Annotated in this window: 12 protein-coding genes and 1 tRNA gene; 6 read left to right on the top strand and 7 right to left on the bottom strand. The window is 71.7% G+C overall.

The window, feature by feature from the left end; genetic code table 11:
- Window positions 1-38: 38 nt before the first annotated feature.
- The 3 genes from PS467_RS25715 to PS467_RS25705 all read right to left on the bottom strand — a co-directional run bounded on the left by PS467_RS25715 (window position 39) and on the right by PS467_RS25705 (window position 3,984).
- The gene (locus tag PS467_RS25715; protein WP_311037222.1) at window positions 39-440 is read right to left on the bottom strand and encodes a VOC family protein; all 402 of its coding nucleotides are present in this window, start codon (window positions 438-440) and stop codon (window positions 39-41) included.
- A 188-nt stretch (window positions 441-628) separates the two neighbouring features.
- Window positions 629-3,199, bottom strand: coding sequence for an ABC transporter permease (locus tag PS467_RS25710; protein WP_311037221.1), 2,571 nt, complete (start codon window positions 3,197-3,199; stop codon window positions 629-631).
- Window positions 3,196-3,984 (bottom strand): ABC transporter ATP-binding protein, encoded by a 789-nt coding sequence (locus PS467_RS25705; protein WP_311037220.1) that lies wholly within the window; start codon window positions 3,982-3,984, stop codon window positions 3,196-3,198. The genes PS467_RS25710 and PS467_RS25705 overlap by 4 nt, the downstream gene beginning before the upstream one ends.
- Before the next feature lie 551 nt (window positions 3,985-4,535).
- Here PS467_RS25705 and PS467_RS25700 point away from each other — a divergent pair.
- Window positions 4,536-6,098 (top strand): MDR family MFS transporter, encoded by a 1,563-nt coding sequence (locus PS467_RS25700; RefSeq protein WP_311039955.1) that lies wholly within the window; start codon window positions 4,536-4,538, stop codon window positions 6,096-6,098.
- A 564-nt stretch (window positions 6,099-6,662) separates the two neighbouring features.
- Here the strand turns inward: PS467_RS25700 and PS467_RS25695 are convergent.
- The 3 genes from PS467_RS25695 to PS467_RS25685 form a co-directional block, all read right to left on the bottom strand.
- Window positions 6,663-7,583, bottom strand: a complete 921-nt coding sequence (locus PS467_RS25695; RefSeq protein ID WP_311037219.1) for a coiled-coil domain-containing protein — start codon at window positions 7,581-7,583, stop codon at window positions 6,663-6,665.
- Window positions 7,584-7,807: 224 nt separating this feature from the next.
- Entirely contained in the window at window positions 7,808-10,654 is a 2,847-nt protein-coding gene (locus tag PS467_RS25690; RefSeq protein WP_311037218.1) for an SUKH-4 family immunity protein, read from the bottom strand.
- A gap of 5 nt (window positions 10,655-10,659) precedes the next feature.
- Window positions 10,660-11,637, bottom strand: coding sequence for an HNH endonuclease (locus PS467_RS25685; protein WP_268974043.1), 978 nt, complete (start codon window positions 11,635-11,637; stop codon window positions 10,660-10,662).
- Between the two features lie 196 nt (window positions 11,638-11,833).
- Between PS467_RS25685 and PS467_RS25680 the strand changes: the two genes are divergently transcribed.
- Both PS467_RS25680 and PS467_RS25675 read left to right on the top strand, forming a co-directional pair.
- Window positions 11,834-12,355, top strand: coding sequence for a YwqJ-related putative deaminase (locus PS467_RS25680; protein WP_311037217.1), 522 nt, complete (start codon window positions 11,834-11,836; stop codon window positions 12,353-12,355).
- Window positions 12,356-12,489: 134 nt separating this feature from the next.
- The gene (locus tag PS467_RS25675) at window positions 12,490-12,969 is read left to right on the top strand and encodes an SUKH-3 domain-containing protein (RefSeq protein WP_311039954.1); all 480 of its coding nucleotides are present in this window, start codon (window positions 12,490-12,492) and stop codon (window positions 12,967-12,969) included.
- 36 nt (window positions 12,970-13,005) lie between these two features.
- Here the strand turns inward: PS467_RS25675 and PS467_RS25670 are convergent, their stop codons facing one another.
- Complete coding sequence (locus PS467_RS25670) at window positions 13,006-14,631, bottom strand: sensor histidine kinase (RefSeq protein WP_311037216.1); 1,626 nt, start codon at window positions 14,629-14,631, stop codon at window positions 13,006-13,008.
- Between the two features lie 156 nt (window positions 14,632-14,787).
- On the opposite strand from PS467_RS25670, the gene PS467_RS25665 reads away from it, so the two are divergent.
- From PS467_RS25665 to glmU, 3 genes are all read left to right on the top strand, one after another.
- Window positions 14,788-15,681 carry a hypothetical protein gene (locus tag PS467_RS25665; protein WP_432280628.1) on the top strand — a complete coding sequence of 298 codons (894 nt, stop codon included), beginning with the start codon at window positions 14,788-14,790 and terminating at the stop codon, window positions 15,679-15,681.
- Window positions 15,682-15,710: 29 nt separating this feature from the next.
- Window positions 15,711-15,782: transfer RNA gene (locus PS467_RS25660), tRNA-Gln, on the top strand.
- A 107-nt stretch (window positions 15,783-15,889) separates the two neighbouring features.
- Complete coding sequence (gene glmU / locus PS467_RS25655) at window positions 15,890-17,347, top strand: bifunctional UDP-N-acetylglucosamine diphosphorylase/glucosamine-1-phosphate N-acetyltransferase GlmU (RefSeq protein ID WP_311037215.1); 1,458 nt, start codon at window positions 15,890-15,892, stop codon at window positions 17,345-17,347.
- Window positions 17,348-17,368 lie beyond the last annotated feature (21 nt).

Here is a 17,368-nt window from a genome sequence, read left to right as displayed (position 1 = left end):
CGGCTCCCCAGCGGTGGCCGACACCAGCACCGGTGCGGTCAGTCGTTCCCGACGACCATCAGCACATTGCCGTCCACGTCCCGGAAGCCGAACATCGGCGGCACCGGGGCGCCCCAGCGCCGCACCTCCGGGTCGGTGTCGACACCACGCGCGCGCAGGGCCGCGTGATCGGCGTCGATGTCCTCGGAGGTGAGGATGATGCCGGTCTCGTAGCCCGGCTGCCGGCCGCCCTCGCGCGGGAGGACGAGTGAGATCCCGGTGGGGGCGCCCGCCGGGCCCACCTCGATCCAGCGGTGGCCATCGCCGAACGGGATGTCCGCGCGCTTGTCGAAGCCGAGCGTGCCGACGTAGAAGTCCAGTGCCCGGTCCTGGTCGGTGACGGTGACGACGATCCGTCCCACCTCGGAGAAGCGGATGCCGCCCTTGGCGGTCTCGGTCATGGTGAACTCCCTGCGTGGTGATGGGTTGCACCTGTTGAGACCGGCGGGCGCCCCAAAACTCATCGGCCCCGCCCAAAGCGGACAGCGCCGGTCCGGTGCGCACCCCCGCCGCGCACCGGACCGGCCGGTCTGCTGCCCCTCCCCCGTGGAGGGGCAGCAGACCTCGTCCCTCGCCCCGCCCCCGGTCGCTACTCCGTCGCGATCGCGTTCAGCACGTTCATCCGGGCCGCCCGGAAGGCCGGGATCAGCGCCGCGACCAGACCCACCACGGCGGAGCCGATGAAGACCGTGATGATCGTCGGCCACGGGATCTCCAGGGTCTTCAGACCCTCCAGCGCCAGCAGCTTCTGGGCCGTGGCGCCCCAGCCCATGCCGAGCCCCAGGCCCAGCAGCGCGCCGAAGAGCGCGATCACCACGGACTCCAGACGGATCATGCGGCGCATCTGGCGGCGGGAGAGGCCGATGGCGCGCATCAGGCCGATCTCCCGGGTCCGCTCGACGACCGACAGGGCCAGGGTGTTCACCACCCCGAGGACGGCCACGATGATCGCGAGCGCCAGCAGCCCGTAGACCAGGTTGAGCAGCTGACCGACCTGGTCCTTGACCTCCTTCTTGTAATCGGTCTGGTCGCGCACCGTCACCGACGGGTAGTGGTGCAGCTGCGCCTTGAGCGAGGCGTACGCCGCGTCCTCCTGGCCGTCCTTGGCCTGCGCCAGCATCAGGCTGTCCGCCGGCATCAGCTTGGCGGGCACGTAGCGCTCGACGGTGGTGATGTTCAGGTACAACGCGCCCTTGTCGAGGGTGACGTCGTCCGAGGTGATCGCGGCGACGGTGAGCTTGGCGGTCCGGCCGTCCCGGAAGGCGACGGTCACGGTGTCGCCCGGCTTCACCTTGTGGTCCTTGGCCAAGCCCTCCGGCACCGACATGGCGTCCTGGCCGTACGCGGCGGACAGGTCGCCCGAGACCACCGGGGTGCGCAGGTCCTCCGCGTACGTCGGGTCGGCGGCCGAGAGGTCCTTGGTGACCGTCTTGCCGTCCGGCAGCGTGAGCCTGGCCTTCTCGATCATCTTGACGTCGCTGATGTGCGTCAGGCCCTTCGCCCGGTGCGCCGCCCGCTCGATCCCCTGGGTGATCGGCTGGCCCGTGTCGGAGCCGATGATGAAGTCCGCGCCCACCGACTTGTCCAGCTCATCGGTGGCCGAGGCGACCATGGAGGAGCCCACCACCGACAGGCACGCGACCAGCGCGAGGCCGATCATCAGGGCCGCGCCGGTGGCACCGGTGCGGCGCGGGTTGCGCAGCGCGTTGCGCTCGGCCAGCCGGCCGACCGGGCCGAAGATCCGCAGGATGACGGCGGCCAGCGCGCGGACCACCAGACCGGCCAGCAGGGGCCCGATCACGATGAAGCCGATGAGGGTCAGCACCACGCCCAGGCCCAGGAACATCGAGCCGTCGGCCGCCTTGTCCGCGTTCCCCGCGACCACCAGGGCCGCCGCACCGGCCGCGGTGAGCAGGGTGCCGATCGCGCCGCGAATCCGTCCGGCCTTGATGTCCGCCGGGGTGCCCGCGTCCCGCAGGGCCGCCATCGGGGAGATCTTCCCGGCCCGGCGGGCGGGGATGTACGCGGCGATGACGGTGACAACGATGCCGATGGCGAGGCCGACGACGGGCGTGGTGGGCTTCACCGTCAGCTGGTCGGTGCTCAGATGCAGCCCCGCACTGCCCATGATCTTCATCAGGCCGACCGCGAGACCGATACCGCCGAACACGCCGAGGATCGAGCCGACGACGCCCAGCAGCAGCGCCTCGATCAGCACCGACCTGTTGATCTGCCGCCGGCTGGAGCCGATCGCGCGCATCAGGCCGATCTCCCGGGTGCGCTGGGCGACCAGCATCGAGAAGGTGTTGACGATCAGGAAGATGCCGACCAGGACCGCGATCCCGGCGAAGCCGAGCATCGCGTACTTCATGACGTCCAGGAAGGAGCTGATGTCGTCCTCGGCCTCCTTGCTGGCCTCGGCCTTCGTCTGCACCTTGACCCCGGTGCCGAGGTCGGCGACGACGCTCCTCTTCAGCTGGTCGTGGCTGACGCCCGGCTGGGCGGTGACCGCGTAGCTGGAGTACACCCCGGCGGCCCCGAGCAGCTTGCGCTGCGCGGTGTCGGTGTCGGTGTAGAGGAACGCGGCGCCCGGGTTGGTCACCTGGAAGGTGGCAATGCCGACGATCTTCGCGCGGAACTCGCCGGGGATGGCGATGACCCGCACCTCATCGCCCAGCTTCAGCTTCTTGTTCTTGGCGGTGTCGGCGTCGACCATCACCTCCGTCGGGCCGCGCGGCGCATGGCCCGAGGTGATCTTCACCGAACGCTTCTCGGTCGGGTCCCAGTTGGTGCCGATGGTCGGGGCACCGGAGTCCGCGCCGATGTTGTTGTCGTTCCGGTCCGCGACGGTGATCGACTGGCTGGTGGCGTCGCCCGTCACCGACTTCACGCCGTCGACCTTCTGAAGCCGCGCCAGCTCCGCACCGGGCAGGGTACGGATGCGGCCCTGCCGGGTGTCGTTGTCGCTGACGCCCTTCGGGCTGACCGTCACATCGGAGGCCGTGCTCGCGAAGAGCTTGTCGAACGTGGCGTTGGTGGTGTCGGTGAAGACGAGCGTGCCGCAGACGAACGCCACCGACAGCAGCACGGCGATCGCGGACAGCGCCATCCGCCCCTTGTGGGCGACGAAGTTGCGCAGCGAGGTCTTCAGGACGGTCATGACACCCGTCCACGCGCGTCAAAGCTCTTCATGCGCTCCAGCACCAGATCGGCCGTCGGGTTGTCCATCTCGTCGACGATCCGGCCATCGGCCAGGTACAGCACACGGTTGGCGTAGGAGGCGGCGACCGGGTCATGGGTGACCATCACGATCGTCTGGCCCAGCTCGTCCACGGACCGCTTGAGGAAGCCCAGCACCTCGGCGCCGGCCCGCGAGTCCAGGTTCCCGGTCGGCTCGTCACCGAAGATGATCTCGGGGCGGGCGGCCAGCGCGCGGGCCACCGCGACGCGCTGCTGCTGACCGCCGGAGAGCTGGCTGGGACGGTGCTTGAGCCGGTCGACCAGGCCGACGGTCTCCACCACCCGGTCCAGCCAGGCCCGCTCGGGCTTACGGCCCGCGATGTCCATCGGCAGCGTGATGTTCTCGATCGCGCTGAGCGTCGGCAGCAGGTTGAACGCCTGGAAGATGAAGCCGATCCGGTCCCGGCGCAGCTTGGTGAGCTTCTTGTCCTTCAGCCCGGTGATCTCGGTCTCGTCGATGAAGATCTGTCCGGAGCTGACGGTGTCCAGACCCGCCAGGCAGTGCATCAGGGTCGACTTGCCGGAGCCGGACGGGCCCATGATCGCGGTGAACCGCCCGCGAGCGATGTCCACGTCCACATGGTCCAGCGCGACCACCCGGGTCTCACCGGAGCCGTACGCCTTGACGACCTGGCGTGCGCGGGCGGCGACGGCCGTATGTCCTCCGCTGCCCCCGGTCTTGGGAATCGATACAGCCGTTGTCACGGTCGTTCTCCTTCGTGTCCGATCGGCGATCTCGGTTCCCGATCGTGGCTTTCATCCTGACCCGATCCGGGAACCTCCGCGATGGGGAAGGCTCCCTCTCCGCGGTAGGGCCGGCCCCACCCCCTCGGTCGCGCAGCCCGTAGCAACCCTATGAAGCGGGCACGGCGGGCTCCTCATCCGCCGGGACGAACCGGGGGTAGGAGTACGGGGTGGCCATCCCCTAGGGGAGTAAGCCTCAAGGCTGACCGGACCTAAGGGCCGATCCCGGACCCTTCCGTCACCTCAGGACCGATACGGGCGGTCTGGGCAGCCCGGATGCGTTCTTCCCCCGCCCCGGCCCGGCATGGAATCGTGGGTCGTACAAGGATCGTCGGACAACACGAATATCGTCACACCGCACGAGCACTGTGGGCGCCGCACAAGCACTGTGCGCACCGCGGCACATGCACCGTGCGCACCGCACAAGCATCGTCGTAGCAGCATCGCGAACACGTGCCGGCGCCGACCGGCGAAGGGAGCGCGCCACCGTGGGCGGCACCGCACGACGGCCGATGGACGCGGACCCCAGGCCATCCGCACCCCAGCCGACCCCCGAGTCCCCCGCCCCCCGCGGCCGCCGCCCCGTCGCCGCCGCCCTGATGCTCGGCATGGCGCTCACCGCGCTCGACTCGACCATCATCTCCACCGCCGTACCGCAGATCGTCGGCGACCTCGGCGGCTTCTCCGTCTTCTCCTGGCTCTTCTCCGGCTATCTGCTCGCCGTCACCGTCTCCCTGCCGCTGTACGGCAAGCTCTCCGACACCTTCGGCCGCAAACCCATCCTGCTCGCGGGCATCGTGGTCTTCCTCATCGGCTCGCTGCTGTGCGCCGGCGCCTGGAACATGGGCACCCTCATCGCCTCCCGGATCGTCCAGGGGCTGGGCGGCGGGGCGCTCCAGGGCACCATCCAGGTCATCGCCGCCGACCTCTACCCGCTCAAGGAACGCCCGAAGATCCAGGCCAGGCTCTCCTCCGTCTGGGCACTCTCCTCCGTGGCCGGTCCCGCGATCGGCGGAGTGCTCGCCGGATACGCCGACTGGCGCTGGATCTTCCTCATCAACCTGCCGGTCGGCGCCCTGGCGCTCGCCCTGATCGCCCGCCACCTGCACGAACCACGACGGCACCGGAACGGCCGCCCGAAGGTCGACTGGGCCGGGGCGCTGGGCGTATTCCTCAGCGGCGGACTGCTGCTGACCGCCCTCGTCCAGGGCGGAGTCGCCTGGAGCTGGCTGTCCGCCCCGTCACTGGCCCTGCTCGGCGCCACCGCGGTCTGCGCCGCGGCGACCGTATGGATCGAACGGCGCGCCGCCGAACCGATCATCCCCGGCTGGGTCTGGCGCCGCCGCACGATCTCGGCGGTCAACCTCGCCTTCGGCGCGCTCGGCCTGCTGATGATCGCCCCGACCGTCTTCCTGCCCACCTACGCCCAGTCGGTGCTGGGACTCGGACCGATACCGGCCGGATTCGTCCTGTCCACGATGACGCTGAGCTGGCCGATCGCGGCCGCGCTCAGCAGCCGCGTCTACAACCGCGTCGGCTTCCGGCGCTGCGCCATCACCGGTATGACGGCCGCCACGCTGATCCTGGCCGCCTTCCCGTTCCTCCCCTACCCGGGCGCCGCCTGGCAGCCCGCGCTGATCATGCTGCTGCTCGGGGGCGCCCTCGGACTCTTCCAGCTGCCGCTGATCATCGGGGTGCAGTCATCCGTCGAATGGGCCGAACGCGGCACCGCCACCGCCTCCATCCTCTTCTGCCGCCAGGTCGGCCAAAGCGTCGGCGCGGCCCTCTTCGGCGCCATCGCCAACGCCGCCCTGGCCACCCGGCTCACCGACGCCCCCGACGCCATCCGGCCCGGACTGCCCGACGACCTGGACTCGATCTCCCGCGCCCTGGAACACCCCGGCACCCTCACCGACCAGGCCGCCGACTACCTGCGGCGCGCCGTGGACACCGCCGTCGACCACGTCTACCTGGGCTCGGCGACCGCCGCCCTACTGGCCCTGCTGGCCCTGGTCTTCCTGGCCCCGCGCCGCTTCCCGATCCGCACGGAAGCGGAGACCGAGCCGGAATCCTGACAACACCGAGCCGGTGCCCCCGAAACGAGGCGGCGCCCGCGCGTTTGAGGCCAAGGGGCCCTGAAACGCAGCGGCCCCCACCCGAAGCCGGGCGGCGGCCGCACCCGGGAAGCCGGTGGGCCGGAAACCAGGCGCCCCGAACAGGGCAACACCGAACCATGAAGACCGGGCGGCCCTGAAACCGGGCGGCCGGAAACCGGGCAGCAGCCGCGTGTTTGACGCCGGGCGGCCCTGAAACCGGGCGGGCGGCCAAGTCACGGAGGCCGGGCGACCCGGAGGCCGGGCGGGGCCGAACCCCGCAAGCCGGGTGGGCCCGAACGGGACGGGCGGCCGAACCCTGACGGCCAGGCGACCCCGAAGCCGACCTACCCCTTGCAGCCGGGCCAGCCCGAAACCAGGCGGCGGCCAAGCCCCAAGGCCGGTAGCCCCGACATCAGGCGACCCCGAAGCCGGGCGGCGGCCGCACCCCGGAGATCGGGCGGTCCGTGAACCCGACGCCCGAAGCCGACCCCGCGCCCTTGCCGCCGAACGGTCCCTGAACCCGGCGGCGGAGGCCGGGTGCGCTCAGGGGTCGGTGCGCTGTGTGGCCGCCGCGTCCTCCGACACCGGCTTGCCGGTCAGTGCCGCCAGGCTGCCCCGCACATGTTCCAGATGCGCCCTGAGCTCCTCACGCCGCTCCACATGCTCACGCAGCGTCCGCTCCGTCTCCCGCGCCAGACGCTCCTCCCGGGCCCGCGCCTGCGCGATGATCTCCGCCGCCTGCGCCTGCGCGTCCTCCTTCCGCAGCCGCGCGGCCTGCTCGGCCATCCCGTACTCCCGCTTGGCGTCGGCGAGCGTCGCCTGGGCGTACTCCTCCAACTGGGCCAGCCGGGCCGTCATCGCGTTGTCCCGCTCGGCCATCTCCCGGCCCGCCGCCTCCCAGCGCTCGGCGTGCTCCCGCTCCTGCTCGGCCAGGATCCCGGCGACGCGCTGATGCATCTCCTTCAGCTCCGCGAGCGCCTGGCTCCGCCACTCCTTGGCGTCCTGACGCGACGCGGACCGCAACTCGTCCACGTCCACCTGGGCCGACTCCACGATGACGCGCGCCGCCGCCTCGGCGGCCTCGCGGATCTGTTCGGCCTCGTCACGGGCGGCGTCCCGCACCGCACGGGCCGCGGTCTGCGCGGCCTCCCACTCCTCCTGCGCCGACGCCTCGGCCGCCGCCCGCAGACAGACGACCTCCTCCTCGGCCGCCATCAGGATCAGCTGGGCCCGGTCGCCGAGCGACTCATAGGTCTGGGGGGCCAGTTGGGCGATCACCTCGCGCAGCCGCTCCGCCTCGGCGGTCAGCTCATTGGCCAGCACGGTGAGGCGCGCGGCACGCTCCCACGCCGCGTCCCGCGCCTCGGACAGCTCGGCCACATAGTGGTCGACCTGCGCGGGACGGTAGCCACGACCCCGCCCGCCGACGATGGTGAAGCCATGAGGTGACACCGATGCGCCCATCCTTCGAACCCCTTTTGTCCGGTATGCAACGCGCTTCGGCGCTCATCTTTGTAGATGGCCCTCATCCCCCATAACGCGACACTCCGCCCATATCCCCGGGCGGGACCGCCACCGGTGACAACAACGACGAGGCGCCCGCCCCCGTCACGGGGGTCGGGCGCCTCAATCGCCGTTCGTTCGCAGGCTCAGACCGGACAAGAGCGGACAGGCTCAGATCGGACAGGTCAGAGCAGGCCGTCCCACATCTGCTCCAGCAGCACCGCCCACCAGTTGTCCGGAGCGGACAGCGCCGCCGGGTCCAGACCCGCCAGCTGCGCCTGGAAGTCCACCGTCCAACGGCCCGCCTGCTCCGGCGTCAGCCCGTAGCGCAGCCGCCACATCCGGCCCAGCAGCGCCATGCACCGCACGAACTCCGGCAGCCCGGTGTTCACGAACTGCGGCGGCACCGGCTGGGGCGCCGCCTCCAACGGCACCGCCACGATGTTCGCCGTGCCGTACTGCACACACAGCTGACGGCCGAAGTCATTGCCCATGACCAGGTACGAACCCGCGTCCGGCGCGGGCTGCACCCCGCGCTCCGCCGCCAGCTCCGCGAGCGTCGGCACCGGGCGGCCCGGCTGGGCCTGCGCCCAGAAGAACGGACCGAAGTCGGCCGGCAGCCCCGCCCACACCAGCGTCTGCGCCACCACGTCCGGAACACCCATCCGCGACACCGCGCGCTGATCGAAGCGGAAGATGCCCTGCGGCCCGAACGCCTGGCCCAGCTCATGCGCCAGCCCCTCCGGCGGCACCGGCGGAATCGGCTGCACCTGACTGGGGTGCGGCAGCGGCACCCGGTTCGGCCCCGGACGGGCCGGGCCGTCCGCCACCTGGGCCAACTCGTCCTGGTGCTCCAGCAGATGACGCACACCCTGCTGACGGGTGGCGTGATCACGCCCGTACGGAGCGGTGTGACTGATCCGCACCTGCGGCCAGCTCTCCCGGATCATCCGGGCGCAGTAACCACCCGGCAGATCACAGGACTCCAGCTCGGTGTGGAGCTCCAGCACCTGCTGCGGCGGCACGTTCATCGCCCGCAGCTCATGCAGGATCTGCCACTCCGGATGCGGGGTGCCGGGCGCCGAACGGCGGATGAGCTGCTGCTCGGAGCCGTCCGGCGCACGGTAGCGCAGCACCGCCATATAGCCGGGCCCCACGGTCGGCTGATTCGGGGGCGGCGGCGGATACGCGTAGCCGGGCGGCGGCGCCATCCCCGGCGCGGGCATACCCCCGGGCGGCGCGACCCCCTGGACGGGAGCACCGGAGGGCGGAGGCATACCGGGAGCACCCGGCGCGCCCGGCGCGCCGGCGGGTCCCGGATACGGGGGTGCGGCCGCACCCGGCGGAGGCGGCGGCGTCTGCGGACCACCCGCACCGGGGACACCGGGTGGGCCAGGCGGCTGCGGGCCGGACGGGGCCGGATAGCCGGGGCCACCGGGCGCACCCGGTGCGCCGGGCGCCGGCTGTCCACCCGGACCCGCGAGCATCGTCGCGGCGGCATGCACCCCACCGGCAGGCGTACCCGGCGCACCCGGCGGAGGCGGCGCCTGCCCACCACCAGGAGCACCCGGCGCACCAGGCGCACCAGGGGGGCCGGGAGGACCAGGCGGCTGCGGAGCGCCCGGAGGCGGGGTCTGCTGCTGTGGCGCACCACCCGGACCCGCGAGCATCGTCGCGGCGGCATGCACCCCACCGGCAGGCGCGCCCGGCGCACCCGGCGGAGGCGGCGTCTGCCCACCAGGCGCACCCGGCGCACCGGGCGCACCAGGGGGGCCAGCGGGGCCAGGAGGGCCGTCATCGGGGCTGAGCTGCGAGACCAGCTGTGTCGGTACGTACCCCCCGGCCGGAGCACCGGGCGCACCGGGGCCGGACGGCGCGGGCGGAGGCGTCGGGTCCGAGCCCGGCCGGGCACCGGGCGCACTCGGCGCACCGGGCGGCGGAGGCGTCGTGCCGCCCGCCTTGTGGGTGGCCTCGTCCGCGATGTCACCCGCGCGGGACCCGGCCCCCGTGCCGGTACCGGACCCGCCCTGCTGCTCCGGGAAGTCGAGGGACGGGGCGATGGCCGTGGGCGGCAGCGCACTGCCCGCGGACATCAACTCGGTCTTGGCGTCGGGCCGGACACCCGGCGCCGGGGTGTCCTCGTCGTCGGAGCCCGCCAGCGGCGGGGCGAAGACCGTGGCGGGCGGGGCGACCGAACGGTCGTCGTCATCGTCGCCCTTGATGTCCGTCCCGGCCCACGGCGTACCGCCGCCGGGCGTGGCCGGACCGCCGGCCGGGCTGCCCGATGCGGGCGTCCCGGCGTCCGGCGCGGGCGGGGCCCACGGGCTCGCCCCACCGGACGCGGGCGGGGCGCCAGGCGTGGACGGAGCGCCAGGAACGGGCGGGGCGTCCTGCGGCCCGTCGGCCGCGAGAGGGCGGGCGACACCGTCGGACGGCCAGTCGTCCACGGCCCCACCTCGGCCCTGCGCCCCACCGGCCGACGGCCAGTCGTCCCCCTGGGAAGAAGGGGCAGAAGGGACAGAAGGGGAGGACGGAGCGCCCGAATCAGCGACACCCGCAGAAGAAGCAGAGGGAGCCGACGAGCCCGAAGCCGACGCGGAAGCATCGGCCGCCTCCCCGTCGGACTCCGCCTCCGACCCCTGACCGGGCCGGTTCCTCGCGTCCGCCGCCTCCAGCAACCACTCCGGCGGAGTGAGCAGGAAGGACGTCGCGTTCAAGTCGATGCGCTGCTGCCGCCCGCTGGTGGACTCGTCACGGGTGCCGTCGGTCGTGCCGTACCGCTCCTCGTAACGGCGGATCACCTCACCCACCGGCAGCCCCGGCCACAGCGTGGTCTCACCGCTGTCGCGGGCGATCACCATCCGCGCGCCCTCGGCCCCCCGGCCCGAAACCGGCCCGTCCGGGCGGTCCTCGGCCCAGACCACGAAGCCCAGGTCGAACTCCCGGACCCGCGCCTCGCGCTGCTGATAGGCCGGCACATCGCCGTTGATCCAGAGTTCCGCGCGCTCCTGCGCCTGTGCGAAGGTCACCATCGCGCTCACCCCTCCACCGGGACGGCGTACGCGAATCCGCCGTCCACCATCAGGTTCGCCACGGTCTCCAGCTCCGGCGCATTGCCCGCCAGCCGGAGCAGGAAGGCGTCGAAGTCCTCGCCGCACGGCAGCATCAGCCGCTCCACCCGCTCCTGGACCGTCCAGCCGTCGCGGTCCCGCGCGTCGTCGTACGCGCAGAACCACACCGAGCCGATCGCGTCCCCCTTCACCTTGACCGCGATCACACCGCCCTGGACGAAGCAGACGCCCAGATAGTCCTTGGTGAAGTGGTCACGCAGACACTTGTTGATATAGACGAGGTCGTTGACCGCCGCCGCGTCGCGCACCGTGAAGAACGGCTGGTCGATCAGCAGCCCCAGCTCCGGGTCCAGCGCCGTGCCGACCGGCGCGCAGCCGCCCGCCGCCTTCAGAAAGGCACGGTAGGACTCGGGCAGCCGGTAACCGAGGTCCTCCTCGACACCGAGCACCTGCTCCTCGGTGACCGAAATACCCCGCACCGGCAGACCGATATGGATCGGCCGGGTCTCCTGCAACGGGCGCGTACCCCGCTTCTCCTGGTCGACCAGCGCCGTCGCGACCCCGGCGTGATGCCGCAGCAACGCCTTGACCTCGACCGGAATCAGCTCCAGGCGGCGGGTGCCGGCCACATGGTGCCAGGTCCAGCCGTGCGGGGTGGCCACCGACGACGACCCGTTCCACAGCTCGTGGCCGGCGGCGTGCAGCGCCGCGTTCGCCGAGACGTAGTCCGTCAGCCGAAGCTCGTCCACGCCGAACCCCTCCGGAGGCTCGGCGATTTCGGCGGCCGCGCGCGCATACGGCGAAAAGTCCGGGAAGCCGTTTTCGTCCATCCGGACGCCCTTGGGGTGTCGGGCGGCCCGGACGGGGTCCGGGAAATGCACGACCTGCCCGGCGTAGGCCGTGTTCGGTGGCGCGGCATGCTGCCCGAGCCGACCTGTCGTCATGGCGGTTGCCCCCTGCTGATGCTGGCTACTGGGCACAGCCTATGCGCTGACGCAACCAGGTGAACCGGGCGGCCGCCCACCCCCACCGCGGCCCCGGGTTCCACCTGGTCGTTCAGCCCCGGACTACCGCAGCGCCCAAAGGATTTGGCAGTCTGATCATTGCAACCGGGGGATTGCACAGGGAGGGATCCACCACATGCACATCACGCAGAGCAACGGAGGCGGCAGCGGCGCCACCCTCACGGCCGGCGACCCCCGGCTGAGATGGAGCAGCGTCGACCCCGACGCCGGCCCGCCGCCGCTCCGCCACCGCCGCGACGGTATCCTGCCCGCCGTCGCGGCCGCGCTGTCCGTCCGCGGCGAGACGCTGACCTGCACCGGAGGCAAGGCCGACCAGCCACCCACGCTCCACCCACTGGTCCAGGACTTCCTCGACGCCCTCGCCAGCGGCCAGCGCGAACGATTCACCGGACGCTGCCCCGAGGTGATCCTCCTCTCCCGGCACCTGGCGAACGTCGAGGCCAACCGCTCCAAGCGCGCCTCCCGTAAACCGCTCACCCAGAGTGAGGCCCGCCGCTCCCTCAAACAGGCCAAGCTCACCACCCGCCGGATCCGGGAAGCGGGCGACCCCCAGCACGGCAGCTACGCCCCGCCGTGCCTGTCCTGCACCGCGCTGCTGGCCCACTTCGGCGTACGGGTGGTGGGTGAGACCACGTGAGCCAGTCACCACAAGCACCACAGTCACCACAAGCACCACACATGAGCCAAGCACCGCAGCCACCCCACCCGGCACGGGCCCCGCACACAGCACAGGCGCACCCGGCCCGGCCGACCCGGCCACCAGTCAACCGCATGGACTCCACCCGCTTCCCCGTCGCCGTCGACGCCGCCCTGCGCGAAGCGGGCTGGCAGCCCGGCCGCTGGGACATACAACGCGCCGAGACCTGGGCCGACACCCTCCTCGCCCACTCCTCCCCCGCGGGCCACCGGCACACCGTCTTCCCGGCGGCGGTCGAGGCATGGGCGGAGTTCGGCGGACTGCACATCCAGCCCCCCGGCGCCGGCCGCGAAATCGCCCCCACCCCCTTCCGCATCGACCCGCTGCACGGCCTCCACTGCGCCCGCACCCTCGGCGACCTGGGCCGGGCCCTGGAAACCGAGGTCTGCCCCCTGGGCGAGGAAGCCGACGGACAAGCACTGCTGACCATCGACACGCAAGGACGCGTCTACAGCCTCGACCACACCGGCGACTGGTACCTCGGTCCCAACCTGGACGCCGCCCTCAACACCCTCGTCACCGGCGCCCTCCCGGCCAGACTGACCCGCGCCTGAGCCGACCGGGCACCGGCGCCCACACCCGCACCCGCACTAGGCGCTCTTCGCCCGCTCCACATCCCCGCCGCGGCCCTCGGCCGCGGCGCGGTCCGCCGAGCGCTCTGCCGCCGGGCCCGTACGCCCCACGCGATCCACGCCCTCCGCACGGTCCGCGCCCTCCGTACGATCCGTACGCTCCGCGCCCTCCGTACGATCCGGGATGACCGCCGAGACGCGGAAGCCACCCGCCTCCGTGGCCCCCGACACAAAGCCCCCGCCCAGCGTCGAAACCCGCTCCCGCATCCCGACCAGCCCATTCCCCCCACTGGGCAGCCCCGCGTCCGCCGCACCACGCTCCGACGGACCGTTCTCCACCAGAACCGCGACCTCGGCCACACGGTGCGCCACCCGCACCCGCGCACTCGCGCCCGGAGCGTGCTTGTGCACATTGGTCAACGCCTCCTGGACCACCCGGTAGGCGGTCTGCTCCACCGAAGCCGCATACCGCCGCACCTCACCCTCCACCGACAGCTCCACGGCCATCCCGGCCGCCCGGGACTGCCCCACCAACGCCTCCAGCTCCGCCAGCCGCGGCCCCCCGAGCACCTCCGCACCCCACGCGGCCGCCCCAGCCACCGCCGCGGCCTCCGCGGCGGCCGCCGCCACCGACGCCAGCGGCTTCTCCTCGGCGGAAGACCCGGCGACACCGGCCCCCGAACCCTCGGACCCCGAGCCCCCTGACCCCGAACCCCCGGCCCCCGAACCCCCGGCCGACGGCCCGGCCGGGGACACAGCCGAGGCCCCGGAAGCGACAGCGGCCGCACCACCCCCCGCGGCCGGCGCCCGCAGACCGTCCTCCGACCGCAACACCCCCAGCATCTGCCGCAACTCCGTCAACGCCTGCCGCCCCATATCCCCCACCAGCGCCGCGTTCTTCGACGCCTTCTCCGGATCCTTGAGCGCCACCGCCTGCAACGCCGCCGCGTGCACCACCATCAGACTCACCCGGTGCGCCACCACGTCATGCATCTCCCGCGCGATCCGGGTCCGCTCCTCGTTACGCGCCCACTCCGCCCGCTCCTCCGCCCGCTCCGCGAGCAACGACAGCTCACGCTCCAGACCGTCCGCCCGCTCCCGCAGACTCTCCACCAGCCGCCGCCGCGCCCGGACATACAGCCCCAGCAGCACGGGCGGGCCGGTCAGCCCCAAAGTGAGCAGCATGGCGAACATCGGGGCCTCCCACACGGAGGTCCCCAGCCCACTGCTCTCAGCACCCCGCCGGAAGCCGATGATCGTGACGAGGAAATTCCCCACCCCCGCCATCCCGGCCAGCACCGCCGTGATCCGGCGCGGCACCTCGGACGAAGCGAGCGTGTAGAGCCCCACGACGGCCAGCAGCACACCCATCTCGGCCGGCGTGACCGCGATCGACACCAGCACGACGGCGATCGGCCAGCGCCGCCGCAACACCAGCGTGGCCCCGACGACCAGCCCGATCAGCACCCCGACGACGACCGGAATCCCGGCATCATGGGCGAATCCAACACCCTCCGCCGCACACTCCGCCGCCGACGCCACGGCGAGCAGGACATCCAGCCCCAGGCTCCGCCGACGCCCCCACCACAACGGCCCCACAGGCGCGCCACGCGCGCCCGCCGCCTCTTCCCCCGACGAACTCATGGCGCCCAGCCTACGGCCGGGCGCCAGCGCATTTCCTGGGGACACGACGGCGCACAAGGGACTCGAACACCAGGCAAAGCCACCCATTTAACTCGAACGAATGAATCGCCCACGTTTTCGACCCGACGTGTCCGGACGGCGAACCACCCTGTGGTCATGAGCGAACCACGGCGCCGCGACGGCGACAGCATGGGCGGCCTGTTCGACGGGTCGGCCACCTTCGAAGAGCTGAGAGCACGGGCGATCGCGTTACGGAGGGAGGGGCTGAGCCGCAGACAGATCCGCGACCGGCTGAAGGTGAGCAACAACGACCTCCTGAACCGCCTCCTGGAAGGCGAACCACCACCCGACTGGACCAAGCGCCCCAACGCCAAGGACGACCTGCGGTCCAGGGCGCGCGAAATGCGGCTGCAAGGCATGACCTACGACAGGATCCAACTGGAACTGGGCTGCTCCAAGAGCTCCATCTCCCTCTGGGTCCGCGACCTACCGAAACCGGACCGGCCACCCCGCACCCGCGAGGAGGCGTCGGCGATCGCGAAGCGGAGGTGGGAGGCGACGCTGCGGCGGCGGGAGATCGAGCGGCAGCAGACGAAGTTCGCGGCAGCGCGGGAGATCGGCGCGATGACGGACCGGGAACTCTTCCTGGTGGGGGTGGGGCTGTACTGGTCCGAGGGATCGAAGAGCAAGCCGCACCGCCACAGCGAAGCGGTCGTCTTCATCAACAGTGACCCCGGCATGATCCAGACCTATCTCGCATGGCTCAGCCTGCTCGGGGTCGAGCCGGACCGCATCCGCTATCGCGTAATGATCCACGAATCCGCCCAGGTAGCCGACGCGGAACAGTATTGGGCGGACCTGGTCGGGGTGGACGTCGACACCCTTGAGAAAACCACCCTGAAGAAGCACAACCCCAAGACCGTCCGGAAGAACGTCGGCGAGCACTACCGGGGGTGCTTCGTGGTCCGCGTCCTCAAAGGGGCCGACCTATACCGTCGCATTGAAGGCTGGTGGTACGGCATAGTGGTGGGGGCCAGGTCGACGATCTAGCAGGTTGTCCGATTTGGCACCTTTTGCCATCCCCTGTGGTGTAATGGGCAACACGTGGCACTTTGAATGCTTTGTTCCAGGTTCGAGTCCTGGCAGGGGAGCTCTAAGTTCGGGTCCTGACCGTCCGGCTCGGGACCCTCCTTCCTTTCCGCCCGGAAACCTCTCGGTATCCTGCGGGTGTCCACCCCCGAAGCCGAAGGGCACACCCGTGAGCGCCAACCGCCCGGCAGCCGTCGTCGTCCTCGCAGCGGGTGAGGGCACCCGCATGAAATCGGCAACCCCGAAGGTTCTGCACGCCCTCTGCGGCCGCTCCCTCGTCGGGCATGTCGTCGCCGCCTCCCGTGAGCTTTCGCCCGAGCATCTCGTGGTCGTGGTCGGCCACGCCCGGGAGCAGGTCTCCGCACATCTGGCCGAGATCGACGCCGAGGTGCGCACCGCCGTCCAGCATGAGCAGAACGGCACCGGGCACGCCGTCCGGATGGGGCTGGAGGAGCTGTCCGGGAGCGGGGTCGCCCTGGACGGCACCGTGATCGTCGTCTGTGGCGACACGCCGTTGCTGACCGGCGAGACCCTCCAGCAGCTCGCCGCGGTGCACTCCGGCGACGGGAACGCCGTGACGGTGCTGACCGCCGAGGTGCCCGATGCCACTGGTTACGGCCGGATCGTGCGGGACGGCGCGACCGGTGCGGTCACCGCGATCGTGGAGCACAAGGACGCGACCGACGCGCAGCGTGCGATCCGTGAGATCAACTCCGGGGTCTTCGCCTTCGACGCCCAGCTGCTCACCGACGCGCTCGGCAAGGTGCGGACCGACAACAGCCAGGGTGAGGAGTACCTCACCGATGTGCTCGGCATTCTGCGCGAGGCCGGGCACCGGGTGGGCGCCTCCGTGGCGGCCGATCACCGTGAGATCGTCGGGATCAACAACCGGGTGCAGCTGGCGGAGGCTCGTCGGCTGCTGAACGACCGGCTGCTGGAGCGGGCGATGCTCAGCGGGGTGACCGTGGTGGATCCGGCCACGACCTGGGTCGATGTGACGGTCACCTTTGAGCCGGACGCGCTGGTCCACCCCGGTACCCAGTTGCTGGGGGCGACCCATGTCGCCGCGGACGCCGAGGTGGGGCCGCATTCGCGGCTCACCGACACCACGGTCGGCCGGGGCGCGGTTGCCGCGTTCACCGTCGCGGAGGGTGCGGAGATCGGCGCGGGGGCGAATGTGGGGCCGTACGCGTATCTGCGTCCCGGGACCCGGCTGGGGGCGAAGGCCAAGGCGGGGACGTATGTGGAGATGAAGAACGCCACGATCGGTGAGGGCACCAAGGTGCCGCATCTGTCGTATGTGGGCGACGCGACGATCGGTGAGTACACCAATATCGGCGCCGCGAGTGTCTTCGTGAACTACGACGGCGTGAACAAGCACCACACCACCATCGGCAGCCATTGCCGGACCGGGGCCGACAATATGCTTGTGGCTCCCGTCACGATCGGGGACGGTGCTTACACCGCCGCTGGATCGGTCATCACCAAGGATGTGCCCCCGGGCTCGCTGGCTGTCGCACGTGGGCAGCAGCGGAACATCGAGGGCTGGGTCGCCCGCAAGCGCCCCGGAAGCGCCGCGGCGCAGGCCGCCGAGGCCGCTCGTCGGGAGGACGACGGCCAGCAGTGACATGTGCACGGGTGCGCCGTG

Origin of the sequence: Streptomyces luomodiensis, from assembly GCF_031679605.1 — a bacterium.
Lineage (GTDB): Bacteria > Actinomycetota > Actinomycetes > Streptomycetales > Streptomycetaceae > Streptomyces > Streptomyces luomodiensis.
The sequence above is the reverse complement of the archived record's forward strand: the minus strand, read 5'-3'. Positions and strand labels throughout refer to the sequence as shown.